The organism is Photobacterium ganghwense, assembly GCF_003025595.1.
In the GTDB taxonomy this organism is placed as follows: Bacteria; Pseudomonadota; Gammaproteobacteria; order Enterobacterales; family Vibrionaceae; genus Photobacterium; species Photobacterium ganghwense.
Genome location: NZ_PYMI01000001.1, coordinates 392950 through 419901, shown reverse-complemented (window position 1 = coordinate 419901; position 26952 = coordinate 392950). Strand labels below are relative to the sequence as shown.

Genomic DNA, 26952 nt, shown 5'->3' with positions numbered 1-26952 from the left:
AAACTATTTTTTGTCCTGATAGTATATATGAAAAATCATATATACGATTTTGTGTATATTCTGGCTTAGGCATAAGTATTGACCCCAGAGTGTGGCTAAGATTTTAGACACCAGCGTGGGTGACTATCTTTCGGACATAAGATCCCGGGTATTAGCGTCGGGTGCGAGGAGAATGGAACATGGCAATTAAAGTAGGCATTAACGGTTTTGGCCGCATCGGTCGTTTGGCACTTCGTGCTGCGTTTGACTGGGAAGAGCTGGAGTTTGTGCAAATCAATGATGTGGCTGGTGATGCTAAAACACTGGGCCATTTGCTGGAGTTCGATTCAGTTCAGGGACGCTGGCATCACAACGTGAACGTTGACGGGAACACGCTGCTTATTAACAACAAAACAATCCGTTGCACTCAGGAGCGTGATATTCAGGCGGTTGACTGGTCAGGTTGTGATGTGGTGCTTGAAGCGACCGGTGTTCACCGTAAGCGCGAGTTTCTGGATCAATATTTAGCGCAGGGTGTGAAACGCGTTGTAGTATCCGCTCCGGTGAAGGAGGAAGGGGTACTGAATGTCGTGGTTGGGGTTAACGATCATCTGTTTGATCCTGCACAACACCGCATTGTGACGGCAGCTTCCTGCACCACAAACTGTATTGCTCCTGTGGTTAAAGTTATTCACGAAAAACTGGGGATTGAGCAGTCAACCTTTACCACAATTCATGATCTGACAAACACTCAAACCATTCTGGATGCGCCGCATAAAGATCTGCGTCGTGCACGTGCCTGTGGGATGAGCCTGATCCCGACGACGACGGGTTCAGCCACTGCCATTGTCGAAATTTTCCCTGAGCTGGCCGGTAAAATTAACGGTCATGCGGTGCGTGTACCACTGGCAAATGCTTCGCTGACCGACATCATTTTTGATGTCAGCCGGGACACGACAGCCGATGAAGTGAATGCGCTGCTTAAAGAAGCAGCCGAAGGCGAACTGGCAGGTATTCTTGGCTATGAAGACCGCCCACTGGTATCGATTGATTACAAAGGCGATCAACGCTCAACGGTGGTAGATGCACTGTCGACGATGGTGGTGAATGACCGGATGGTGAAAGTCTATGCCTGGTACGACAATGAGATGGGTTATGCGACCCGTACCTCAGAGCTGATCCGCAAAGTGGGTCTGGCAGGTTAAGCTCGAATAAGTCTAAGAACAGGAATCTCTGAGTATGATCGCCGCCATTTCAAGTCTGTCTAAAGAAGTGCGCCAGTATATGTTGGTCACTTTTAACTACTGGAATTTTACCGTCACTGACGGAGCACTGCGTATGCTGGTGGTGCTGTACTTCCATCAACTGGGTTACAGCGCGCTGGAAATCGCCTCACTGTTCCTGTTCTATGAATTTTTCGGGGTTGTCACCAACCTGATTGGCGGCTGGCTGGGTGCGCGTATGGGGCTGAATCGTACCATGAACACCGGCCTGGCCATGCAAGTGGTGGCGTTGCTGATGTTGGCTGTACCGGTCAGCTATCTGACAGTGCCTTGGGTAATGCTGGCGCAGGCAATGTCCGGAATCGCAAAAGATCTCAATAAAATGAGCGCCAAAAGTGCTATTAAAACCCTGGTGCCTGATGGGCAGCAGGGGGCGCTGTATCACTGGGTCGCGGTACTAACCGGATCTAAGAATGCCCTGAAAGGGGCGGGCTTTTTTATCGGTGGTTTGCTGCTCACGTTGATTGGCTTCAAGGGCGCGGTGGTGGCCATGGCGTCGGTCTTGCTGGTGGTACTGGTGATGAGCCTGATGTGGCTGGACAAAGATCTGGGCAAAGCCAAGCAGAAAGTGAAGTTTTCTCAGATATTTTCCAAAAGCGTCAGCGTGAATATCCTTTCTGCCGCCAGAATGTTCCTGTTTGGCGCCAGAGACGTGTGGTTCGTGGTGGCGTTGCCGCTGTATCTGAGCGAAGTATTTGGCTGGGATCATCTCTGGGTAGGCGGTTTCCTTGCTCTCTGGGTGATTGCTTATGGGGTTGTGCAGGGTGTTGCACCGCATTTCACCGGCAAATCGCGTGGTGTGGTGCCGGACGGTAAAGCGGCAATGGGCTGGGCTGCCCTGTTAGCCGCTGTGACGGCACTGGTGGCGATTGGCGTGCAATCAGGCTGGCAACCAGGGTTAACTATTATTGCTGGCTTGCTGAGTTTCGGCGCGGTGTTTGCCATCAACTCATCACTGCATTCCTATTTGATTGTCAGTTATGCAAAAGAAGACGGTGTGTCTCTGGATGTTGGTTTTTATTATATGGCCAATGCGATGGGGCGATTAATTGGCACCATTTTGTCGGGATGGATATATCTGGCATTCGGACTGGCGGCCTGCTTGTGGGTATCATTTGTATTTCTGGCCGTGACAACGCTGATTTCTGTCTGGCTACCCGCCCATAAAGCGGATTAAGCTTTTCGACTTAGTCACTGATTAACTATTCGACACTCAGATACAAAGCCCAGAGTACCGTTGTGCTCCGGGCTTTTCTTTTTTGCATATTTTTTCCGTCGTTAACGTTGTTGATAAAAACCATTGATGAAATAGTGATGTTTATCAATATTCTGTTTACTGTTAATTTATATTAAAGTAGATGCACTTTTAACGCGAAGCTGCATGCTGTAAAGTCGCCCCCGTTTCTCAATACGTCTAAGGAATGGGTGACAGCGTTTTCTATGAATTCAGCGGTTACACAATAGTGATGGAAGCAATAATAAACGAGCTGAAATGGCTGGGTGGAGAAGCATTATTCGAAGCCACCACACAACTACTCTATAAACATTTTGGCGCGACAGATGTCTTTATTGGCTATTTTGTCGATGGCAACACCTCTATTCAGACGCTGTCTTATCGTCATCGCGGCGAAATAAGCGACAATTTTCGCTACCCGCTGGATGGAACTCCATGCTCTGATGTGCGCTGTTTAAATCAGATTTGTTGTTACAGCGCCAATATTCAGGCGTTATTTCCCCGAGATACTGCATTGAAGGATCTGCAGGCTGAAGCCTACGTGGGTATTCCTGTCTATGCGAAAAAAAATACTCCGGAAGGCATTATTGTCTGTCTGTTTGATAAGCCATTTGAGTTGCCGGATGAACTGGTGGCGGTCTGCCAGTCACTGAGTTATTACCTTGGTGTGGAAATGCAATATTCTGCGTTGCTGGAGCGCCAGGATCAGTTGCTGTGGGCGCTGGAAGAAGGTCAGCGTGTTGCCAAGGTTGGTAGCTGGGTTTGGAATTTGAATCAGGAATCTTTCCGCTGGAGTAAAGAGGTATACCGTATCTACGGTTTGCCAGATGAAACACTGGAACCGTCGCTGACTCTGCTGGAAACCCTGATTCACCCGGAAGACCGAGATTGGGTACTGAATGCCCTGCACAGCGCCATTGCTTCAGAATCGCACAGCTACAACCTGGTTCATCGGACATTGCTGGAAGATGGACAAATTAAATACCTGCGAAAGCGGGCAGAAGTGATTCGCAACGAATTTGGCGCACCGGTACAAATGCGTGGAACCGTGCATGATGTCACCGATGTGTATCAGATTTCCGCCAAACTAACGAAAACGTCGCGCCAGCTGAACACAGCATTTACCTATGTCGAAGAAGGTATCTGGGAATACGACATCGAAAAACGCGAATTCGCGACATCCCCGAAGTTCTGGCAAATTCTGGGAAGGGAAAAACCGACCTGCGGTAATGATCTTGATATCTGGCTTGACTCTATTGTTGATGAAGACAAAGAAGAAGGGCTGACCTTTTTTAATAGCTTTCTTCAGCAACGTCATACTTCAGTGTTTCAATTTGAGTTTCGCCGGAAACAGCATTTTGCTTCTGGTGAGTCAGTCAGTAAAGAACACTGGCTAAAGATTAAAGGCAGTGTGATTGCCAAAGATGAAGCGGGTAATCCGGTTAAAATCGCTGGTATACAGCGTGATATTACCAGTAGTGTCGAAACCAAGCGTCAGCTCAGCCGTGCTAAGGTTGTATTTGATAATACGTCGGAATGTATTCTGATCACAGATAAACATAACCGTATTATTTCGGTTAACCGTGCGCTGGAAGAAACTACCGGCTATCGCGAGCATGAAATATTAGGCTTGCGCCCGAATGTGTTGTCGTCGGGTATTCATGATAAATCGTATTATGAATCTCTGTGGAAGCACCTGAGTGAATACGGACACTGGAAAGGGGAAGTCTGGAATAAACGCAAGAACGGTGAAATCTATCCAGAAGAAATGTCCATCAATGTGATTCGTGATGATAATCAGGAAGTGATTAACTTCGTCGCGGTATTTCGGGATATAAGCCATTGGAAAAAAGCGGAAGAGCAACTGAGCTTTTATGCCTATAACGATCCGTTGACCGGACTGGTAAACCGTCGCAGTTTTGCCCATCGCGTCAGCAAACATATCGACCAGATGTCCAATCGCCATACCCAGGCCTTCGCTCTGCTGTTTATTGATACCGATGACTTTAAGTCGATCAACGATCTCTACGGGCATGATTTTGGCGATAACGTACTGGTACATATCGCGAACTGCCTTAAAGGTATTTTTGCAAACCATGATGACATCTGCCGCTATGGCGGCGATGAATTTTGTGTCTTACTGCCTGATACCACCGCCGCTGAAGCCCGGCAGTGGGGACAAGAAGTGGTTAACCGTATCTCTCAGACCTTTATGATTGATGGCGTGGAGGTGAATACGACGGTCAGCGTTGGCATTTCTTCTTATCCGGAAAGCGGGGAGACGCACAGTGAGCTGCTGAAAAATGCCGATTACGCCATGTACAACATGAAAGGCAATGGCCGGAATGGGATCTGTGAGTACGACAGCAACATGCAGTCTCAGTACATCGAAAAACTGAAACTGCGTGACCGCCTGAAAAAAGCCATTACCGAAAATGCGTTGACGGTGCACTACCAGCCGATCATTGATGCCGACAGCGGTAAAATAAAACGGTTTGAAGCCTTGCTGCGTTGGTTCGATGACGTCGAGGGATTCATTTCTCCCGAAAAGTTTATTCCGGTTGCAGAAAAATATGGGCTTATTACTCACCTTGGCGAATATGTTCTGCATCAGGCGTGCCGTGATTTGTGCAAAGTCCATCAGGCCGGCTATACCGATATCGCATTTAATATCAATCGCTCCGTAAAAGAGTTTATGAATTATCAGGCCACACCTATGGTCTGGGATGTGATTGAGAAGTATGGCCTGACGCCGGATTCGGTGATCATTGAAATCACGGAAACGACCGCATCCAGTGAGAGCCAGAATATTCAGGCGCTATTGGGAGAGTTCAAACAGCGCGGCATTAAGGTGGCGCTGGATGATTTCGGAACCGGGTATTCCTCGCTGAGTTCTGTGGTCGAGCTGAGGCCCGACATTATCAAGATTGATCGGAGTTTTATCCGGGAGATGGAACACAGCCAGGATAGTCGGACACTGGTATCTCTGATTATCGACCTCAGCCACAAACTCGGTATTCAGGTGGTGGCGGAAGGGGTGGAGAATCGGGCACAGCTTGAGTGTCTGCAGGAACTGAACTGTCATTACGTTCAGGGTTTTTACTACAGCCCGGCACGCCCGCTGACCGATTGCCTGGTGATGCTGAACAATCAGTATGAGGAAGGGCTTGAAGATGACAGAAGCCATGATTTATACGATGCTCAACAGGAAGAGATCTGAGATCTAATTACTCGGTGCTAGATGCTAGGTGCTAGGTGCTAGGTGCTAGGTGCTAGGTTCGGGGTAATAGGTAATTGGGTTCTGGGTAAGTAGCGACTAGGTATTTAGCTCAGGTATAAGAGCAAAGCCATTCGTGTTCGTCATAAATCGGTATCACGACACGTTTGGCATTATGCGCGCAAGATTAGTAACATAGCAGCCGAAACATGACAGGAGTAGTTAGATGCAGGCTGTATGCTTTGATTTTGATGGTACCTTGGTAGATTCCGAGATTTTTCACGCTGAGAACTGGAGCCAGTATCTGGCTAAATGGGGAGTCGATATCTCTGCCGCAGACTTTTTACGTGATTATGCCGGAGTACCGTGGGAGAAGGTTGCCACTGCGTTTCACCAGCAATATCAGCTGACCCATTGCCCGTCTACAACGGTGGCTGACATGGAGCACCTGACACACATCGCCCTGATTGAACGTGGCGTACCACCTAAACATGGTGCGGAAGGATTGCTGCGCCAGCTACATGGCCAACTACCGCTGGCGGTGGTGACCGGCGCTCCGCGTGAGTACGTCGAAGGGATTCTGGCAAAGCTGGGATGGCTGGAGTTTTTCGATCATATTTTTTGCGGAAATGAAGTGGCTTCCAATAAGCCTGCTCCGGATATCTATCAGCTTGCCTGCCAGACTCTGGGTTACTGCACCACGCAAGTTGTTGCCGTGGAAGACAGTATGACCGGTGCGATGTCGGCCACCTCGGCCGGGTTGCGACTCGTTGTCGTGAATGACAGTCATCCGGTCGGGCGAGAGATGACTCCGTATCGTTACCAGACACTGGTTGAAGCGCACGAGCAGCGCGCCAGCTGGCTGGTTGCTTAATGTGTTGCTTACAGCAGCACTAAATGACAAAAATGTAAGGCATTTTTATGCAAGATGATGAGATTATGACTGGCGACATGCTGGTTGAAACGGTAAAAAACCAGCTTGATGATGGTAATCCGATCAAGGTGAAAGAGACGCTGATGCGACTGGTAATGACCGGCACGCCGCGTGATGAAGCAATTGAGATGATCGCCTGCGCTTTATCGGTTGAAGTATTCGATGTGGCGAAAAATGGCGGTAGCTTTGATCTGAAACGTTACAGCGAAAACCTTGATGCATTACCGGATATGCCGTGGGAATTTGAAGACTGATTCTTCTGAATCTGCTGAAAAGGTATAAAAAAGGAGCCGCACGATGCGGCTCTTTTTTTGTCCTCAAATCCAGATTGCCCCATTGGCCAGACTCTTTTTGTTGCGGGTAGTTTAATTGTTTGTTGGCTTTGGTTTTTGTCAGTCAGGCTAAAGATAAGACTATCATCTATGAGCTTTATCCTGTTTTTCTGGTTTTATCCGATGAATTGTTTAATTTCATTAGGCGCCATCAGGCCACCACTGCTTTTAACCCGCTTCCTTGCTTATGATTTAACCTTAAAAAAGAAATTTTTTAGTGCTTTGGACTGGAAGTATGCTTATATATAGTCTACTGGTCTGTTTAATTGATATAAGTCAGGTTTTTGGTGTGTGATGTTGCTCAAAAACCGATTAATCATCTTTAATGGTAGAAAATCCCGGTTCGATTTGTTGATTTGTGGTTAAAAAACGGGCGCACATTCCGAGTTATTTACATTATTGTGTATATAACTTTTAACAAGGCCGCAAGGATACAAAATATGATTATTGGTGTACCTAAGGAAATTAAAGTTCACGAATACCGTGTGGGTATGGTGCCGGCTTCAGTGAGTGAAGCTGTTGCGCATGGACACACTGTGTATGTGGAAACCAATGCGGGTTCTGGGATCGGTTTCAGTGATCAGGACTACATTGATGCAGGTGCCCAGATTCTGCCAACAGCCGTCGCTGTTTTTGCAGAATCAGACATGATTGTAAAGGTCAAGGAACCTCAGGCTGTTGAGCGTGCATTACTGCGTGAAGGCCAGATCCTGTTTACTTACCTCCACCTTGCGCCTGATCCGGAGCAAACGCACGATCTGATCAACAGCAAAGCGGTATGTATTGCCTATGAAACCGTGACCGATGATAAAGGCCGGTTGCCGTTACTGGCACCGATGTCTGAAGTCGCGGGTCGTATGTCTGTACAGGCCGGGGCTTTTGCACTTGAGAAATCTCGTGGCGGCCGTGGCATGTTACTGGGCGGTGTCCCGGGTGTAGAACCAGCTAATGTTGTGATTATCGGTGGCGGGGTCGTGGGTGCCAATGCCGCTCAAGTTGCCGTAGGTATGCGGGCTAACGTGGTAATCCTGGACCGTAATATCGACGTGTTGCGCAGTCTTGATGCCCAGTTTGATGGAAAAGTGCAGTGTGTTTACTCAACAAAAGACGCTATCGAAAAGCATGTGCTTGACGCTGACTTAGTCATTGGTGGAGTGCTGGTGGCCGGTGCGGCTGCGCCGAAACTGGTCACTGCAGAAATGGTGTCAAAAATGAAGCCGGGCTCTGCGATTGTGGATGTTGCGATTGACCAAGGGGGCTGCGTCGAAACATCGCACCCGACAACCCACAGTGAACCGACCTACATCGTGGACGATGTTGTGCACTACTGCGTGGCGAACATGCCGGGAGCGGTGGCAAGAACATCCACCTTTGCGCTGAACAATGCCACATTACCGTACATTCTGAAACTGGCAGACAAAGGTTATAAAGCGGCACTGCAGGAAGATAAGCACCTACTTCACGGCTTGAATGTTTACCGCGGACAGGTGACCTGTCGCGAAGTGTCAGAATCGTTAAACCTGCCATATGTAACGCCTGAAAGCGCACTGGCCGGTTAATTCAAATTCTTGATTAATCATATGAAATCCCCGTTTACGGGGATTTTTTATTTACCGACTTTATTTGCCACTGTGTTAATTGTTTTTTATGGCGCTTATTTGGGTTGATTTTATCTGTCATGGCATGAAAATTATTTTATTTCATTATCTTAGAGTTATCGGCCTAAAAAAGACGTAGTTAAGTGATCTTATGGTGACAGAAAAATGATTAATAAGTGCTTGATGAAAAGAATAAAAATATTTTTTGAAGAATCGGTGGTATTTTAAAAATTGCTCTCTGTTTATAAGAAGTTATCGTTCAGAGGGCATATATGGCATCTCTAGTCAGGCAACGCTTATATGTGCATGATATATATAACCGATTGATGGAAGTGGTAAGAATAAAAAAGCAGTACATGAATGTACTGCTTTTTTATTCTGAGCTGATTTGAAGAGGAACAGTTAGCCATCAGGCGTGTGCGTAAATCACACTACCGCCTTTAATGGTGTTAATAATCTCTTTAGATAGTTCTTCCGGTAACGCTGGACATCCCCAGCTTCGTCCCAGATAACCATGTCGGCGAATGAACGACTCTGTCGCGTAGTCTGCACCGTGAACCACGATATAGCGGCGGCGAGCGTTGTCATTGATGCCCTTTGTGAGTCCGTCCAGGCGGAGTGAGTAACCATTACCACCATAATAGGTCGTGTCGGTCAGAAAGGTACCCAGCGAACTTTGGCGTGAATTTACCGTGTTGGAAAAACGGTTGGCCACTTTACCCCCGCTGTTGACACCGTGTGACACGTAGGTGTGATAAAGCAGGCGGTTAGTTCTTAAATCAATGACGTAAAAACGTTTTTGTGTTGATGGCTTACTGAAATCAATGATTGTCAGCAATTGTTTTTTACGTTGTTGTGTTTTGTAATAAGCATTAAAACCCTCTTCAAATACTTGATAATTAATTACGCCCTCTAGTTTGGCTTTCTTATAAACATCCTTGGCAAGGATGTCTGAATTATTGCTCTTTGTGTACGATTGAGCATTGATCACACTCGCCGATACAAGTGCTGGTAAGCTGAGCAGAGCCCAAACAAACAAAAAAATTACTTTTTTCATTTTCCCTGTAAAGTATAAAAGTGAGTTGTTTATCATTAGTGGGAAAGGACTCTACCATAAAAAAAACTTTTGTTTAGGCTTGGTAAAGGTTCAGATTGACCGAATGAAAAGCAAAAAAATCAAGTTTTATTTCTTGTCCTGATGGAAAAGAACGCTCATTACAATGCGTTAAATAAGTTTGTTTTTCTTATCATCAAATTTGTCCTAGTTCTTTCGCTTTTCGCTAAATTTATAAATCACAGCATTGAGAATGGCATAAATATCTGTTTGTAATGATAGAAATCAGGATCATGTTTTTGTAACTATAGAAAAATTCAACTTTTGGCTGTTCGGTTGAAAAATGAGCGTAATGTCGCGTTTTAGTGGTTATAAAATGAGCATTGATGAAGGGGGAAGGCAACAAGGAGCCGGATGTCACCCGTTAACTCTTGCTGCTACCGAGCGAAGACTGATAGACAGGGCAGATTTCGGCGATGGTTGTAAAACAGCGAATCTGAGAGCCGATTGAGACTGATTGAGGATTAAGACAAAAAACGCAGACTTTGCATGCTGATGGATAAAGGAAAAAAGATGACGCATTCGAGAAGGAAAAAGCGCAGGGCAACCCTGCGCTTTGATGTAATCAGTCTAACAACGATTAGATGTTGCAGACGGTTTTCCAGCTGCCATCGCTTCCCGGAACTGAACTTGTCCACCAGTTAGCCTGATAAACAACGCCGTTGTGGATGATTTTGTCACCCTGGTTGGCGTGGCTCGGGTTACCAGACCAGTCGGTTTGCGGCCAGTTAGGATAAGTGTTAATACCGGTTGTGTTGCAGGTGCCGTTATCACCGCCCCCGGTATCGCCCCCGCCATTGCCAGCCCCGATATCGCCAACAGGCAACTCTGGGTGCTCAAACTTGAAGGCGTACTCTTTACCGTTCACTGTAACACTGTAGTTAGCCGGGCCTGAAATTGGCAGGTAGTACACCATGTCCAGGATATAGCTGTCGCCAGCAGGCAGATCCTTCCAGCTCGGTAAGCTGAAGGCAACGCGATGCATCTCGCCATCCAGGCCGCCGATGTTATTGGCGCGGTTGTGGCCGGATGCAATCACTTTCAGACCACCACCAGACTGGTCTTTGGCGTTATCCGGCGCAGATGTCGGAATGTCGAACTGGAACTCCGTTCCGCCAGGAATTGCCTGACCGGTATTGTTGGTGAAAGTAATTTTCGGGTTAATAGGGTAGTTTTGATCGCCGACTTTGAAACCATCGATAGACACCGTAATGTCAACGGTTTCTGTCGGAATTGCCCCGGTTGCAACTGTGTTACCGTAAGGCGTGGCTGACTGGAACTTGTCATAAATCGCCTTGGTCATGGTGTTACCCATGTGGTATTCACCGTTACCGGACTGACAGGCCGCTTCCGTCGGATCGACAGTGGTGCGCTTGCCGTTAGCATCGACTACGTAACAGTTATAGTCACCAGCCAGTTCCCAGAACATGATACCGCCAATACCCTTGTCCATGACGTAGTTGGCTTTGGTTTCGATCGACTCTTTGTCTTCAGTCGACAGGAAGACTTTCTTCTCTGCGTTCCACAGCCAAGGTGCCACGGCTACATTGTCATAATGACGGGTGTATGCGCCGACCAGTTTGTCCTGTGGGTCATTGACTGGATCCAAGCCGTAGGCTGCGGTGTAGCTGCCGTAAATACCACGGGCCAGGTTCATCGCATGCCACATTGGGTTGGAGCCCGCGCCCATTTCATTACCTGCAGCATCTTTGTCATGCCACATGTTATCAATACCGACTGCACCGTAGCCGCAGTTGTTTTTCTCACCTTCGCCAGTACCTGCGGCGCACTGTGACTGGTTCGGCAGCGGAGCACGGCCCCACAGGCCGTTTTCGCCACCGGTGACGTTCTGCCAGCCACGGGTGTAATACGGCACACCGATGTTGATTCGGCCAGCAGGCATAGAACCACGGAAATAGTGGTATGCCCAGTCAGTATTCAGGTAACCAATACCGCCGTAGGCCGCGGTGCCGTAGACGTTCCACTGAGCCAGCTCTGAGTCTTTACCTGTGTCATACAGGGCAGCATTATGACCTACGTGATCGTTCCAGGCACCGTGAAGGTCGTAAGACATGATGTTTACGTAATCCAGGTACTTGGTAATAGACATGGTTTCCATGCCGCGCAGCAGGTAACCCGATGAAGGCGCTGCGATAGTCAGCATGTAGTGAATGCCGTCTTGTGCACTGGCGTGGTCCAGTTTTTCACGCAGTACACGCATCAGCTCGTGATAAGACTTCATCAGGTGCGGACGGCGAGGCTCAGCAAACGCTTTATCATCCGGGTTACCGGCTCCAGACATGCTGGTTGGGTATTCGTAGTCGATATCCAGACCGTCAAACTTGTACTGACGCATCATTGCAACGGCTGAATCGGCGAATGTCTGAATACCGGCATGGTTAATGCTGCCGTCGGCATTCGTCGTCATGGTATAGAAACCACCATCGGCAACGCGATTGCCGTCAGGACCAAAATGCCCGCCTGTTTCAGCCCAGCCGCCAATAGAAATCAGGGTTTTCACACCATGTTTGGCCTTGGCGGTAGCCAGCGCACCAAAGTGGCCTTTGAAACCCAGAGACGGATCGATGTCAACGCCTTGCCATTCCTGGCCGACCGCCGGGTTGGCAGGATCGTTCACGTTACCTATGTTGACCTTGCCGTCTGGACCGATACTGACGAAGGCGTAGTTGATGTGTGTCAGCTGCTCCCACGGAATGTCGCTGACCAGATAACGGCTGTCAGGGTTGTCACCGGCACGCCAGCTGGTGAAGTAGCCGATGACACGGCGGGGGTGATCGGCGCCCATGATTTCGCGGCCCTGATCGTCATAGATAGTACAGTAAGGTACGTTTACGCCTTCAGTCTGGTAGAGTCCATCCGGACGACAGCTTTGTGCTGACGGTGGTGTAACGCCGGAAACTGTAATCGAAACGGCAGAAGAATCGCTGAAACCGCCAAGGTTGTCGGTCGCGCGCGCAAACAAGGAAACACTGCCTGATTGTGGAGCGGTGTAGCTGAAGGTATATGGTGCCGTGGCTGACGTGCCAACCAGTTTGCCATTTGCGAAGAAGTCGACTTTTTCAACTTGCCCGTCACTGTCGGCAGCACTGGCGTTTAATGTTACGACGCTGCCGGCTTCTACCGCAGAGGCTGAAACCGTCAGACCGACATTTGGCAGAACGTTAGATTCACCCTGAACGGACAGCGTGATCTGAGAAGTGTTGGTTGCGCCCAGGTTGTCGGTGGCAACGGCTTTTATTTCGGCAGAACCACTCACTGCCGTCCAGTTAGTGGTGAACGGTGCTTTAGACACAGAGGCCAACAGGGTGGTGCCAATGTAAAACTCGACGTTGGCAATAGTACCGTCGACGTCGTTGGCATCCGCACTGATGGTGACGACATCACCAGCTACCAATTGGTTGCTGCCTGACGGGGAAGTGATTTGAACAGAAGGTGCCTGGTTGCTGACACCCGTGCCGCATTGGTCAACCAGTTTCCATTCCTGATAAGAGCTGGAATTCTTTGCCGGATCGCTGCCCTGGCTCCACCATTTCGCTTCATAGACACTGTTATTCTGCTGAACTTGCGTACCGCCAGCATAGGCCGTGGTGTTGCTCCAGCTTTCAATGGTCCCACAGTCTATTGCTGCCTGAGCATTAAAGGCGGCAATACACGATATGGCAAGGGTGCTGAGGCGAAATGCCTGATAGACTGCCTTCCTTTGGATCTTCTTGTTCATTGATATTCCTTAGTTATTGAACGTTGGATATTCAGAATGACGGCTGTAGTGGTCTTTTGTTCTGCCGTGAAATAACTATAGGGAGAGGGATCAGATATTCACTGAAATTTCTCGTTATTCATCGAATAACTCGCAAAATATCTGCATTCAGATGCAAAGATTCATCAGTTAATTTGCAGCAATAACCGGTTTTTAACGAAAAAATTAAGCGGAAATATTGTCAGAAGGTAGCTTTGTAGCGAAGAGTCACGACTGTATGAACGACAGCGTGCAAGCGCGTGCGCAACCACTGAGGCTGGGCATGGCAAAATGAATTAGTATTCGAAGGGATAAAAATACCCCAGACTGATTGTCAGTCTGAGGTATTGATGTATGGCTTAACAGCTTGTTAGATAGTATTACTGACTAATCGCGGCCTTAAAGCGGGCGCGAGTCTGCTCGTCAGCCTGGGCATACCAGTACATCAGCATGTTTTCTGCAACATTCTGACCTTGCGGCGCTGCATTAGCAGGCAAAGTTGTCACTGCCTGTGCCGTTGAAATTGCAGCAATCGGTGCAATCGCGGCAGCTTGACCAGACTGGTTGTATGCCACAATTTCAGCTTCATAGTTACGGCCAAATTGCAGACCTTTTTTCAGAAGTTTGTCCTGAGTAAAGTCCACTTTGGTGCCAGAAGCATCAACAAGATTGAATGTTGGCTCCTGGTTGAATTTACGTGCTTCCTGACCTGAACGGATTTTTGGCAGTTCCAGGTTGATATTGGCGTCGGAGGCGTCAAATTTTACGACGATAACATCAGATGTGAAAAGGTGGTCATCACCGTTTTCACGCAGGGAATCCTTGAATTTGAAAGCAATCTGATTGACACCGTTTGGAAGTGTCAGTGACTTATCACCATTATTTTTGACGCCATTGACCAGAATCGTTTCGGCCTGGTAAGGCATGGCCAGTTTTACGTCCGCCAGTGATGAGAAACTAAGACCACACGCTGTAATGGCTAATAACGCAGTACGCAATTTCATAGAAAGTCCTTGAAAAATGTCTGAATTCCAAACAGGTTACTGAGATTTTGTTTTGATCTGAGAAGTCTGGCTCTGTATCGCTGAATCTATCCTGAATAATAACGTTGAATGGTTAGAAAGTAATGATCTTATGTGACTTTTTGTTTACTCTGGCATGCCCGCAAGGGATAAAAAATAACCAAAACAAGGAAAGAGTAAATGGACATTTCTTGGTTTCACCTCGGGCTGCTGGTGAGCACCGGCTTTCTTGCCGGCATTATTAATACGCTCGCCGGGGGCGGCTCAAACCTGACGCTGCCTGCCCTGATGGTGATGGGAATGCCGGCTGAAGTGGCCAATGCTACTAACCGAGTCGGGGTCGTATTGCAGGGCCTGACCGCACTCCTTGGCTTCAGGCATCACGGTAAGCTGGATGCCTCTGATACCGGCGGGATAATGGTACCCACCATTATTGGTGGCTTGTTGGGCGCAGCGGCGGCGGCTTACGCCCCGGCAGGAATTATCAAACCGTTGTTGCTCGGCACCATGCTGTCTATGGCGCTGATTATTTTGCTCAAACCCGCTATCGTTGCGCCCCCTCCGGGCACAGAGCCTCGTAAAGTGAAAGACACTCCGAGTTCATGGTGGGGGTTGGGGCTGGCAGGATTTTACGGCGGGTTTGTGCAGGCCGGTGTCGGGTTTGTGTTGCTGGCGGCACTGGCCGGGACGCTCCGCTATGATCTGGTTCGGGCGAATGCTCTGAAAATGTTGTGTACACTGGTGTTCACCGTCGTTGCCCTGGCGTTGTTTGTCATGGAAGGGCTGGTGATGTGGATCCCGGGTCTGGTACTGGCTGTCGGCACTATGGTGGGTTCTCACCTGGCGGTGAAGTTTGCCATTCGTGCTAAGCCGGAAACCCTGAAGTGGTTTTTGTTTGTAATGACGCTGTGTGGTTGTGTGGCAGCTATGCTGACCTAACCCTGTATTAAATAAACGTATTTAACGCAGGTCAAATCCGACGGAATAGGCAAAGCCAAACAAAAGAGCCAGCATAGCGCTGGCTCTTTTTGTGATAGCAGTTCGGCAGTAAAGACTATTACTTCACGTAGCAGGCAAATCCTTTCAGGTAGAAACCTTCCGGGTACGCGCTGTCCAGTGGGTGGTCGGCTGCCTGAGCGAAACGCTCAATGAACTGTACCTCACGGTTGGCATCCAATGCGGCATCAGCAATAATTTTCTGGAACAGGTTATTGTCCATCAGTCCTGAGCAGGAGTAAGTCAGCAGTGTGCCGCCTGGTTTCAGAATCTGCATCGCCAGCATATTGATATCTTTATAGCCACGACATGCGCCAACCAGCTGAGATTTTGACTCTGCAAATTTTGGCGGATCCATGATAACTACATCAAACAGCTCACCACGATCACGGTATTCGCGCAGCAGTTTGAAGACGTCGGCATTGAGAAATTCAGCATTCTCAAGCGGGTAGCCATTCATTTCGGCGTTCATGCGTGCGGTGTCCAGCGCAGGCTGAGACACGTCAACGTTCACCACCTGGCTTGCACCGCCTTTCAGGGCATACAGGCCGAAACCGCCGGTGTAACAGAAACAGTTCAACACACGTTTGCCGTTCACATATTTCACGGCAGCCTGACGGCTGTCACGTTGATCCAGGTAGAAACCGGTTTTGTGGCCGCCCACGATATCAACATTGATTTTGACGCCATTCTCTTCAATGGTGACAAATTTTGGCGGCTCTTCGCCAGAAAGTACGCCGGTACGTTGTTTCAGGCCTTCCTTCTTCCGGACGGCAACGTCAGAACGCTCGTAGATACTGCATTCCGGGTAGCAAGTGTTCAGAGCTTCAATTAACGCTTCTTTTTGCGCTTCTGCACCGGCACTTAGCAGCTGGCATACCAGAAAATCCTGGTAGCGGTCAATGGTAATGCCCGGCAGACCATCAGATTCAGCCGCAATCAGGCGGTAACCCGTCAGGCCATCTCGATCCGCCAGGATGTCGCGCAGCCCTTGCGCTGTTTTCAGACGTTTGATGAAAAAGTTAACGTCGATTGCTTCGTTACGATCAAAAGTCCATACACGTACACGGATTTGAGACTGAGGTGAGAAAGCACCACGTGCTAACCATTCGCCTTTATGGTCAAAAATTTCAACCGTTTCACCTAATGATGGCTTACCTTCAACGCGTTGGATACCACGAGAAAAGACCCAAGGGTGGCGGCGGCGAAGTGATTTTTCACGGCCTTTAACCAGATAAATAGAAGCTGTCATGACATGCTCTGTATGGATGGAAGAATGGGGGCGTATTATGTTGTCGAAACAGCGGAAAATCAAATTCTGAACAAAGAAAAAAGGGGAATGGTCCGCCATTCCCCTTGCCATGTGATGCGATATATCAGAGTGATCAGGCTTTAAGCCCGTTCATCAGCGACTCCAGCACTTCAGCCTGTTTGTTCAGTTGCTCGATTTCCTGCGCAGACTGGCTGATAACATCGCAGATTTGATGAGACTGGGTTCGCACCTGCTCAACATCTCCGGCGATATTGTCAGCTACGGCACCTTGTTGTTCGGCCGCGGCCGCAATTTCTGTACTTCGGTCAGAAATCAGTTGGTTGCGTTCCGTGATATGAGTGATTTCATTGTCGACAGAATGCATCAGGGACTCACTGCTCTGGGCGTTATCGACGGTATTTTTCATCACGGCCATCAGCTGCTGGCTGTGCTGCTGTAAAGATTCAATCATCTGCTGAATTTCAACGGTGGCACTCTGAGTACGCCCCGCCAGGGTACGAACTTCGTCGGCTACCACGGCAAACCCACGGCCTTGCTCACCCGCACGGGCGGCCTCAATGGCTGCATTCAGCGCCAGCAGGTTAGTTTGCTCAGAAATACCGTTGATGGTGGTAACAACGTCGTCAATTCTTGCGGCATTGCTGTCGAGCTCTGCAACGGCTTCCGCAGCCAGCGCAATCTCGGTGCTGAGGCGAGAAATGGCATCACGCGTCTGGTTCACCTGGGCGCGTCCCTGTTCCGAAACCTGTTGAGCTTCTCGGGTCTGCTCAGACGTTTCGTGGGCATGGCTGGCGACTTCGCGGATTGAGGTCGCCATTTCTTCGGTGGCGCTGGCCAGTGAGTCTAAATGTTGTTGCTGAGACGATGACAAGTGCTCGCTTTCCAGGCTGCGTTGACGAAGACTGCTGCTGATTTGCTGCATCAGGGCAGTCGCCTGCTGAGTCGCCAGAACCAACTGCTGTTCACGTTCGCTAACTTTATCAATCGTGATGGCAATGGTGCTGAATTCGTCACGGACTTTAAAGAAGTTCATGCGGTTAGTCAGATCACCGTCTGCCAGAGCCTGCAGCGCTTTATTGGTGGTAAACATGGCACCGCCAATAAATGTCATGATGTAGTACACCACGGCCATTGCCAGAACGATCAGAGTAGCCATTAATGCGATCTGGCCGGTGCTCAAGTAGCTCAGCAGTCCCGGCATGTAAGTCGCACTAATGCTGTAGGCCATGCCCGGTACATTGGCTGTGATTGAGCCTGAGCTGGTGCCAACGGAAAGTCCGCTGTTCAGCAGTAAACCGGCGGCTTCTGAGGAAGGAATTTGATGCTGGGAAAGAATGCTTGCGGTGTTTTGCAGGTGTTGCGTCGTGATTTCAATACGTTGTTCATCTGCCGCGTCCACTAAAATAGAAGCTACGCTAACAATAGCGATGACGGGAAGAAGGAATAGGAGGGTGAATTTTTCCTGTATTGTTAAGTGGATAAGGTATTTGTCGATCCATCTGAATGCAACTTCTTTCATGTTAATTCCTATAAAACAGAAGCTTAGCAATGTGTGCTGATTGTAAAATAATATCGATTAATGGATAGAATACTTGAGGTGATGCATGTCACAAATTTGTGCAAAAGCCGTAGTGAATGGAATGGTGCAAGGGGTAGGGTTTCGATTCCACACTGCGCATGAGGGATTACGGCTTGGGCTGAGCGGTTATGCGAAAAACTTACCGGATGGCAGTGTTGAAGTACTTGCCTGTGGCAATGAGGTGCAGGTAGGGAAGCTCCTGGAATGGTTAAACAGAGGTCCGGCCACGTCCCGGGTTGATGGTATAGCCAGCGAAACCGTCGAATGGCGCCATGTCGATGGCTTTGAAATCATGTAGCTTATGTACACTAGATGCTGCATTTGTCTGGGACTGGAGATAGCCTTCAAGACAGTGTGAACAATTATAGCACTTGTGGCGGTTAAGCGCTGTTCTGTATGTAAATTAAGTTATTAAGCCAATGAAGGCGTTAAGAGAATTCAGGGAAAGAATGAGCAAAGAGGCCAAGCTGTTGTTATGGCTTGGCCTCTTATTAATAACAAAATCTGGGATATCCGTTATCCACCATGCACTTAAAGCTAAGTGCATGTTATCTTAAATGCACTTCACCGGCTTAGGCAGGCCAGCCAGCTTTGTTGCTTGTTTTGCCGGACCTTTCGGGAACAGTTTATACAGGTAACGTGAGTTGCCTTTCTCTTCACCGTACTTTTTCGCCATCGCCTTCACCAGCATGCGAATAGCTGGCGAGGTGTTAAACTCCTGATAAAACTCACGCACAAAACGCACGACTTCCCAGTGTGCGTCAGTCAGTTCAATGCCTTCTTCCTGTGCCAGGACAGGAACCAAGGCTTCTGACCAGTCATCAGTGTGCTTTAAATAACCGTGTGCATCGGTTTCGATCTGTTTACCTTCAAATTCAAGCATGTTGCGCCTCGTTTTTGGAACGGGGAAAGAATAGTGATTATCGTGAGACGCTGCAAGTTTCCATTTGCGGCGAGAAAGAGAAATTCCGGCTGGAAAAATAAATTGGTACAAGAAAGAGGAAAGGTGGCGACAGAATGAAAAAAGCGCCCGAAGGCGCTTTTTGAATGAACTGGACTATTGCCAAGATGAAAACGGCAGCTGTCTATTCGTTGGCTATACGCTGATGTTCAGCTTCTAACCACTAACCACTAACCACTAGCGAATTAGTCGTCACTGCCCATTACGCCCAGGATTTGCAGCAGGCTCAGGAACAGGTTGTAGATCGACACATACAGAGACACAGTCGCTGAAATGTAGTTAGTCTCACCACCACGCACAATGCTCTGAGTCGTCAGCAGAATCGCTGCTGATGAGAACAGTACAAACATACCGCTGATAGCCAGAGACAGCATTGGCATTTGCAGGAAGATGTTCGCAATCATGGCAACAACAATGGCCACGAAACCAGCCAACAGCATGCCGCCCAGGAAAGACAGATCACGCTTGGTGGTCAGGGCGTAGGCTGAACACGCAAAGAACGTCAGTGCTGTACCACCCAGTGCAGGGATAATGGCATGGCCAAGACCTGCGCCGACGTACATGTTCAGAATTGGACCCAATGTATAGCCCATGAAGCCTGTCAGTGCGAATGTGAAAACCAGCCCCAAGCTGCTGTTGCGGTTCTTTTCTGTCAGGAACAGCAGACCGTAGAAGCCAACCAGAGTCAGAATCAGACCTGGGTGAGGCAGGTTCATCGTCATTGCAAAACCGGCAACAACGGCTGACCAGACCAGCGTCAGAGATAGCAGGAAGTAAGTGTTACGTAGAACCTTGTTGGTAGATAGTACGCTCTCGTAAGCTGTGTCACGATTGACAATACGATCGTTCATAAATAGTCCCCTCAGGGTTAGTTATGTAGATATTCTGATAATACATAGATTGGGGCGAGTGTCGCCAATTACAAGTCGCTCGTTATTGGATGAGGCTTGCCCCAGGCATTGTATGTCAGTGTAACTGTTTGACAAAGATGATACTTAACAATTCTTTATCGTGGTGGCTAAAGTTGTAAACGAATGTTACAACCTGGCGGTTCAAATCACTTCGAAGGTGATTGTTCAGCATCCCAAATGAAAGAAGCTTGATGGTTTTGTGCTCATGCCATAAACCACCAAGCTTATTTTTAAGTGCCAGTTTTCTTAAGTATCAGTTTTCTTAAATTTCAGATTGTTGATGCGTCAGCGTAACGGCGGGGCGTATTGCAGTCCACCATCAGACCAGAGTGCATTGAGGCCGCGTTTAATTTTGAGTGAGGAACGCATGCCTACCGTGCGTTCAAAGCTCTCGCCGTAGTTACCCACTTGTTTGATGACCTGGTAACTCCAGTCGTCATTCAGGCCAAGTCCTTTGCCTTTAGGCCCTGACAAACCGATTAGACGGAGAATGTCGGGGTCATTAGATGCCTTCATGTCGTCCACATTGTGTGAGGATACTCCCAGCTCTTCAGCTTGTATCATGGTGAATAACGTCCATTTCACAATATTGAACCACAGGTCATCGCCCTGGCGTACAACCGGCCCGAGAGGCTCTTTGGAAATGATGTCAGCTAATACAACAGCGGTTTCCGGTTCTGCCAAATGCAGGCGCAGGGAATAAAGACCAGACTGATCTGCCGTCAGGGCATCACATTTACCGGCCTCAAAGCCTTTTACGGTTTCAGATGCGGTATCAAACGGGACTGAGGTATAACGGATTTCATGAAAGCGGAAATAGTCCTCCAGATTCAGCTCGGTGGTGGTTCCGGCCTGAACACAAATTCTGGCGCCATCCAGCTCGGTTGCTTTGCTGATTTCCAGTGACTTGTGAATCATAAACCCTTGACCATCGTAATAATTGATTCCGGCAAAGTTCAGCCCTAGTGCCGTATCCCGATTTAAGGTCCAGGTCGTGTTGCGTGAAAGAATGTCGATGTCGCCCGATTGCAGCGAGGTAAAACGCTCTTTGGCGGTGAGGGGAATGTATTTGACCATGTATTTGTCACCGAGCGCGGCTGCGGCGACAGCCTGACATAACTCCACATCTAACCCGTTCCATTCGCCTTTGTCATTCGGGTATGAGAATCCGGGCAGCCCGGTACTTACACCGCATTGCAAATAACCTTTTTGCCGAATTTGCGCCAGTGTTTCTGAAACTAGCGGTTGCGTTTTGTTGTTTTGTTCGGACAGCTGTTTTTCCAGCTCCATGACTTTTTGCTGGAGCGCCATGGTATCGGTAGGGAGGTTGGCGATGCCTCCGGGCGATGACTGGGAGAGTTGTTGCTCCAGGACGTCAATTTTATTCTGAAGTTGCTGAATCAGTTCCTGATCCCGGGCTGTGCCGTCATCACAGCCTGCCAGAAAGATCAGGGCTGAAGAGGTGAGAAAGGTAAAGGTCATGGATTGCTTCATAAATACGTCCTGTCATTCCTTCTGCAATGAGAATAATCGGCACGGAATGGCCTCACCCGGAAGAGTGAATATTAACTATCTGTTTTTCTTGTCACTATTGAGTATAGAAACAGTTTGAAATACTGCTAGTGGTTTACTCAAAGGATCAAGGCTGATCGATGTACCCTCTAGTGGCTTATTATGAAAAGGTTGGATTCGGTAGTTTCATTTGATGGCCAGGTTTTATGAATAGCATTTTATGGCTGGTTTTTTATGGCTGGGTTTGATGACTAGTTTTGATTGCTTAGCTTTGGTGGTTTCATAGCAGTCTTGTTGGTTGTTTGAACAATCAATCACAAGTGCCAATAAAAGGCTTTACAGCAGGCTGCGGGATGATTAGTATTCTTGGCTCACGGAGAGATGGCTGAGTGGTTGAAAGCACCGGTCTTGAAAACCGGCATACGTTAATAGCGTATCTAGGGTTCAAATCCCTATCTCTCCGCCACATTCGAAAAAACCGCTGCATTGTCAGCGGTTTATTTATGCCTGAATGATCCGTCCCAATCTTGTCGGCATAGCCATACCGCTGGCAGCAGCAAAACTGCTGGTATCATCAAGCCTGTTGGCACCATCAAACACGTAAAAACGCCCCGTCGCAGGACGGGGCGTTTTATTATGATATTGCTTCTGTAAGTTAGTAAGAGACTTTGATGGTCACTGTGGCGACATTCGATAGGTTTCCATAGCTGTCTTTCACGGTGTAAGTAAAAGTAGCATCCTTGGCACGAGTCGCGGTGTAGGTAAAGCTGCCGTTACCATGATTTTCCAGTTTACCGAGCAGTGGGTCCGGGCCATTGATCACGTTGACGCTGTTCATATCGATAGTTGCGCCGTCAGCGTAATCATTGCTTGTTACATCAAATGTCACTTTGTACCGGTATTTCACTGAAGGGTAGTCATCCTTGGCGTATACCGAACTAACCGGCTTGTCATTCATGAATGGTTCGATTGGAGACAGCCCTTTGGCATAGCGACCGCCAGCACCAACCATAGGCACTTCCATCCATTCTTCTTCCGCGATACCGTTGCCGTTATCAGTGACCGCGTATTCATCACCGATGGCACCGACAGGTACGTGCAGCTGTGGATGGTCAAACGGTGCTTTCTCCCAGCGAACCCGCTCATCTGTCAGCGTTTTCAGGAACGCGACAAGCGCGTATTTCTCTTCCAGAGTCAGTCCCAGGTTATTGATGTCTGGATCCAGGTTAGAACCGTTTTCACCAAATCCGGTTGAGTCGCCGTGTCCTTCCATCATGTCTTCACGGTTACCACCACGGTTATAGAAAGTCACTACCTGGAACAGGGTCGACATGCTGCCGTTGTGCATGTATGGGCCGGTCAGCTCAACATTGCGCAAACTTGGTACTTTGAAGGAACCATCAACCGCATTCCGCTCGTCAGATTTAACCGGTTCATTTGGATCGACTTCAAACGTATTGTGGTCGACTTCGAAGCTATCCGGCACATTCTTACCCGCGGCCATTTGCTGCGCCTGACGAGTGAAAGAGAGTGGGTTGCCCCAAGGATCATCACCACCTAACCCAATGTCTTCCTTGGTTGGACGTACACCGATGTTGTAGAAGCCGTTATCGTAGATCGCCGCGTTGTTATCGCCCATGATCATCCGTTCAACCAGACCCCCTTCCTGTTGCTCAGGGTTCAGATGGGTTGCGGCTTTCGAGAACTCAGGCCCACTATGACAGTTAATACACTTACCTTTCCCGACAAACAGTTCCATCCCTTTGATTTCTTCGTCAGTCAATGCGTATTTATCACCTTCTACATATTGGTCATAACGTGAGTCATCTGAAATCAGCGTCGCTTCATAGAGCTGAATGGCCAAACCCCAGAACAGGCTGAAGTTGTGCTCGATTTGCTCAAAGTCATCGATCTTACGGCTGTAGCCCCAGAGATCTTCATGGAAAGCATCCTGAATCATCTGACGATAGCTCGTACGCAGACCATTGTTAGGGTAGGCACTCAGATAACCCAGTACGCTATCGGTTTTGTCGACTTGCTGCAGCCCCAGAGGAACCAGACGCAGCAGTTTTTTTGCCATGGACTGGAAGGCTTTGGATGCACAGGTCATCTCAAAATCACTTCCTGGAGGCCCTACCGCCTGAGATGCAGCACTGGAGTTAACCAGATTCACTTCCTTCAGGTTAATCGTGTTGCTGTAGCGATCAAAGTGCATAACTTTGGCATCTTTGTTGCGACGGCCAAATGGGTCAATTCCATTGAACACGTTATTCGCCCGGCCATCCCAGAAGTTACGGAAGTTGAAAATGGCGTTAATGACGGTAGGCGTGTTACGTGGCTCAACCCGGCGGGTACCAATGTTGGTGACATGGAAGATGTCATTGATGTTGGTACATCCCTCACGGCCATCGGTGAAGTGTTGGTCGTAGTCGGCACCAAACAGATCATCGAAGGTACTGGCAAATACCCCTTGAGACGAGACAACGTCATCACTGTCGAACATTACATAAGATTCACGATCGTCTGGGTTTTGATACACACGGAATGGGAAATCTTCTTTCTTCAGTGTGTAGTTAGGACCACCATGACCAGTACGGGTCGGGTCAAAAATCTCACGTTTGTCTTCTTCGGTATGTTTTAAACCGGGGCTAAGCTGGTTTTTAATCCTGTTATCAGCCCCTGCGTGGAAGTGACAACTGGCACAACTTTGCCCCTGGCTACCTGCCTGCATTTCCCAAAAAAGTGCTTTACCTAATTTAATCGCGGCATTTTTGTCTTTGACATATTTTTCTATCCCGTAAACGGGCGCGGGCTGGATCCCTTTCATCGATTTCAGTACAGAGAGATCGACAGGCTCCGGTGTTGGTTCGGCCACTTCAGCGATCGCGATACTGGCGGTTAAGCCTAATATGCATGACGCTATTATCGCTTGAAGTTGACGTTTTTTAGAAAACTTCACTTCGTTCATCACTCACCCCTAACTTCCATTTTTACAAACTGTTAGTTTTTTATTACGAGCGGAAACTCGTGAAATAAAGATGGGTGAAACGCGAAGTCTTGATTATTAACTTTGTGAATAACGGTACTTTTATTGATTTAGAAATTAAGCCGGAAATATAGACAATTGCATTAGGGGTAATAATTCAGTCTTATCCGCGATGCGGGTAGCGAAAGTGAGGATATGTCCCAAAGCTGGACTAAGGCTTTTTTATGCCAGCTATGAATATTCTGACGATAACTCACCACAAAATAGGACAATTTTTCTGAGAGCTTTTTAAGCCAATCGGGGAGGTGTAAATATGCAACCTGCGTTGTCTCATAAGATTTCGCACCAATCTTAAGATTGGCTTCAGAACCTCGCAAGACCGCATGAGACATGCGACAGTTGTTCTAAAAATAAAAAAGCGCAGCCTGAGCTGCGCTTGATTGGGTTTCATCGTACGTGGTGCGGGTTACGCCTTAGCGAGTTTGCTTTCCAGCGCAACGGCATCGACAGGCTTGGTGATGAAAGACAGGAAGACTGCTACTGCCATCATACAGGCACAGATCGTGTAAGCCAGTGTGTAAGTACCGGTTGTGTCAACCGCGACTGCTGCAACCACAGGACCGATAAAGCCACTGATACCCCATGCGGTGTAAAGTACGCCGTAGTTTGCACCGTAGTTTTTCAGACCGTAGTAATCAGCAGTAATAGATGGGAACACTGCCAGCAGGGTGCCGTAACCGACACCTGCCAGTGCTGCGCCAATCATCAGCGTAAAGTCTGAATTGAAGCTCGCAAACAGCGCCATGTTGATGCCTTGCATGATGAAGGCAAGCATCAGGGTTTTCACGCCGCCAATCTTATCAGACAGGATACCTGCAACGACACGGCCACCAGAGTTGAAGATAGACAGGATCACAACCAGGTAAGCGGCTTCGGTGATGTTAGCCTGTTGGGCGGCAATAGAGGTGATGTTACCGATCACCATCAGACCTGCCGATGAAGCCAGTGCAAACATCAGCCACAGTGAATAGAACTGCGGGGTTTTGACCATTGCACGCCAGTTGATGTCAACCGGTTTAGACGCTGGCTTGTTCGCGGCATTGGCAGGTGCTTCTGGCTGGTAACCGGCTGGTGGGTTGTTGATGGTACATGCCAATGGCACTGCAATCAGCAGGACAGCCACACCCAGAATCATGAAGCTGGTATTGATACCGAAGGTGCCAATCAGGCTGGACGTCAAAGGAGCCAGGTAAACCGCAGCCAGACCAAAGCCTGCAGCAATCAGACCGTTTACCAGGCCTTTCTTCGACGGGTGGAACCATTTCATGGCTGATGGTGCCAGACAGGCGTAACCAAAACCGATACCGCAACCGGTCATCAGGCCAAAAGTCAGAATCAGCAGAAGTGGTGACGTCGCAAAGCTGGAAATGATCATACCCAGGCCCACCATTACGGTACCCAGAATCAGGATACGGCGTGGACCCATGCGGTCTTGCAGCACGCCTGCAATCAGCAGAGATACAGAGAACGCGATGACCGCGACAGTATAAGGCATTGAGGCATCAGCATTAGACCAACCCAGGTCAACGACTAGCGCTTGCTTAAATACACTCCAAGCGTACAGAATGCCCATACATAAGTTAATACAGAAACCTGCCAGCAGGATCTGCTTAGCTCTATCAAATTTTTTCATTTTGCTCTCAGTCACCACGAACAAAGCCGCTACCGCGAAGACAGCGGGCTTTCTACTAAAATTTTTTTGTCTTTAATCAACAAAAATGACATTTTTGCCAAGGGAGCGCGGATTCTATCAATATTTTTTTGACAGAAAACAGATAGACACATCCTGTTACAAATGTTTGTCGGGCGGATAACAGCTGTCATCGGTTTGTTTTCATTTATAACATCGTAATTCAATGGGTTACATGCGGCTTCAGGTGTGCAGGGGAATGCAGGAAAATGTTTCCCCGCCATACAGGATGGCGGGGAGGGCGCTATATCGGGAGCGTGTGTTAGTTTGAAAGGATACTGAAGATTTTGTCTTTAAGCTGGAGGCGTTCAAGTTTGAGTTGCGTGAAGTGGTGGTCGTCTGTCGGAATGTTGCTGCCTTCTAAACCTCGAATTTTATGGTCAAGATGATGATAACGATCTGCCATCCTTTTAAAGTGTTCATCGGATGTCTTCAGTTCTTTGATTCTGTCACTTAGTTCTGGGTACTCAATGAAGAGCGAGTGATTTTCACCTAACATCGTGATACTCCGTAA

General features: G+C 48.4%; 19 protein-coding genes and 1 tRNA gene. 9 read left to right on the top strand and 11 right to left on the bottom strand.

Going from position 1 to position 26952, the window contains the following annotated elements; translation table 11 throughout:
• The first annotated feature begins 179 nt into the window (after positions 1-179).
• The 6 genes from C9I92_RS01870 to ald all read left to right on the top strand — a co-directional run bounded on the left by C9I92_RS01870 (position 180) and on the right by ald (position 8538).
• Positions 180-1184: an ArsJ-associated glyceraldehyde-3-phosphate dehydrogenase gene (locus C9I92_RS01870; protein WP_047885687.1), complete on the top strand. Its 1005-nt coding sequence runs from the start codon at positions 180-182 to the stop codon at positions 1182-1184.
• Between the two features lie 34 nt (positions 1185-1218).
• Entirely contained in the window at positions 1219-2439 is a 1221-nt protein-coding gene (gene arsJ / locus C9I92_RS01865) for an organoarsenical effux MFS transporter ArsJ (RefSeq protein WP_047885686.1), read from the top strand.
• 289 nt (positions 2440-2728) lie between these two features.
• A complete protein-coding gene (locus tag C9I92_RS01860; RefSeq protein ID WP_169776033.1) occupies positions 2729-5716 on the top strand; it encodes a sensor domain-containing protein in 2988 nt (995 codons plus the stop codon).
• A 223-nt stretch (positions 5717-5939) separates the two neighbouring features.
• Positions 5940-6587, top strand: a complete 648-nt coding sequence (locus tag C9I92_RS01855) for an HAD family hydrolase (RefSeq protein WP_047885685.1) — start codon at positions 5940-5942, stop codon at positions 6585-6587.
• A gap of 47 nt (positions 6588-6634) precedes the next feature.
• On the top strand, positions 6635-6901 hold the full coding sequence (locus C9I92_RS01850) for a hypothetical protein (protein WP_047885684.1): 267 nt from the start codon (positions 6635-6637) through the stop codon (positions 6899-6901).
• Positions 6902-7419: 518 nt separating this feature from the next.
• Entirely contained in the window at positions 7420-8538 is a 1119-nt protein-coding gene (ald, locus tag C9I92_RS01845) for an alanine dehydrogenase (protein WP_047885683.1), read from the top strand.
• Positions 8539-8986: 448 nt separating this feature from the next.
• Here the strand turns inward: ald and C9I92_RS01840 are convergent, their stop codons facing one another.
• The 3 genes from C9I92_RS01840 to C9I92_RS01830 all read right to left on the bottom strand — a co-directional run bounded on the left by C9I92_RS01840 (position 8987) and on the right by C9I92_RS01830 (position 14452).
• On the bottom strand, positions 8987-9634 hold the full coding sequence (locus C9I92_RS01840) for a murein L,D-transpeptidase catalytic domain family protein (RefSeq protein WP_047885682.1): 648 nt from the start codon (positions 9632-9634) through the stop codon (positions 8987-8989).
• Positions 9635-10271: 637 nt separating this feature from the next.
• Complete coding sequence (locus tag C9I92_RS01835) at positions 10272-13430, bottom strand: chitinase C-terminal domain-containing protein (RefSeq protein WP_047885681.1); 3159 nt, start codon at positions 13428-13430, stop codon at positions 10272-10274.
• 398 nt (positions 13431-13828) lie between these two features.
• Positions 13829-14452, bottom strand: coding sequence for a YccT family protein (locus C9I92_RS01830; RefSeq protein ID WP_047885680.1), 624 nt, complete (start codon positions 14450-14452; stop codon positions 13829-13831).
• A gap of 198 nt (positions 14453-14650) precedes the next feature.
• Here C9I92_RS01830 and C9I92_RS01825 point away from each other — a divergent pair, with 198 nt between their 5' ends.
• Positions 14651-15409, top strand: coding sequence for a sulfite exporter TauE/SafE family protein (locus C9I92_RS01825; RefSeq protein WP_047885679.1), 759 nt, complete (start codon positions 14651-14653; stop codon positions 15407-15409).
• A gap of 118 nt (positions 15410-15527) precedes the next feature.
• Here the strand turns inward: C9I92_RS01825 and C9I92_RS01820 are convergent, their stop codons facing one another.
• Both C9I92_RS01820 and C9I92_RS01815 read right to left on the bottom strand, forming a co-directional pair.
• Positions 15528-16718 (bottom strand): class I SAM-dependent methyltransferase, encoded by a 1191-nt coding sequence (locus C9I92_RS01820; RefSeq protein ID WP_047885678.1) that lies wholly within the window; start codon positions 16716-16718, stop codon positions 15528-15530.
• Between the two features lie 133 nt (positions 16719-16851).
• A complete protein-coding gene (locus tag C9I92_RS01815) occupies positions 16852-18258 on the bottom strand; it encodes a methyl-accepting chemotaxis protein (protein WP_047885677.1) in 1407 nt (468 codons plus the stop codon).
• A gap of 85 nt (positions 18259-18343) precedes the next feature.
• Here C9I92_RS01815 and yccX point away from each other — a divergent pair, with 85 nt between their 5' ends.
• Positions 18344-18616, top strand: a complete 273-nt coding sequence (gene yccX / locus C9I92_RS01810) for an acylphosphatase (protein ID WP_047885676.1) — start codon at positions 18344-18346, stop codon at positions 18614-18616.
• 255 nt (positions 18617-18871) lie between these two features.
• Here the strand turns inward: yccX and tusE are convergent, their stop codons facing one another.
• The 3 genes from tusE to C9I92_RS01795 form a co-directional block, all read right to left on the bottom strand.
• Complete coding sequence (gene tusE / locus C9I92_RS01805; RefSeq protein WP_047885675.1) at positions 18872-19201, bottom strand: sulfurtransferase TusE; 330 nt, start codon at positions 19199-19201, stop codon at positions 18872-18874.
• Positions 19202-19464: 263 nt separating this feature from the next.
• Positions 19465-20130 (bottom strand): Bax inhibitor-1/YccA family protein, encoded by a 666-nt coding sequence (locus C9I92_RS01800; protein ID WP_047885674.1) that lies wholly within the window; start codon positions 20128-20130, stop codon positions 19465-19467.
• A 345-nt stretch (positions 20131-20475) separates the two neighbouring features.
• A complete protein-coding gene (locus C9I92_RS01795) occupies positions 20476-21684 on the bottom strand; it encodes an amino acid ABC transporter substrate-binding protein (RefSeq protein ID WP_084712578.1) in 1209 nt (402 codons plus the stop codon).
• A 393-nt stretch (positions 21685-22077) separates the two neighbouring features.
• On the opposite strand from C9I92_RS01795, the gene C9I92_RS01790 reads away from it, so the two are divergent.
• A tRNA-Ser gene (locus tag C9I92_RS01790) sits at positions 22078-22168 on the top strand.
• 189 nt (positions 22169-22357) lie between these two features.
• On the opposite strand, the gene C9I92_RS01785 is transcribed toward C9I92_RS01790, so the two are convergent.
• The 3 genes from C9I92_RS01785 to C9I92_RS01775 all read right to left on the bottom strand — a co-directional run bounded on the left by C9I92_RS01785 (position 22358) and on the right by C9I92_RS01775 (position 26937).
• On the bottom strand, positions 22358-24670 hold the full coding sequence (locus C9I92_RS01785; protein WP_053061850.1) for a cytochrome c peroxidase: 2313 nt from the start codon (positions 24668-24670) through the stop codon (positions 22358-22360).
• Positions 24671-25154: 484 nt separating this feature from the next.
• Positions 25155-26381: an L-lactate MFS transporter gene (locus C9I92_RS01780; RefSeq protein WP_047885673.1), complete on the bottom strand. Its 1227-nt coding sequence runs from the start codon at positions 26379-26381 to the stop codon at positions 25155-25157.
• Positions 26382-26700: 319 nt separating this feature from the next.
• Positions 26701-26937, bottom strand: a complete 237-nt coding sequence (locus C9I92_RS01775) for an HP1242/YdcH family protein (RefSeq protein ID WP_047885672.1) — start codon at positions 26935-26937, stop codon at positions 26701-26703.
• Positions 26938-26952: the final 15 nt, after the last annotated feature.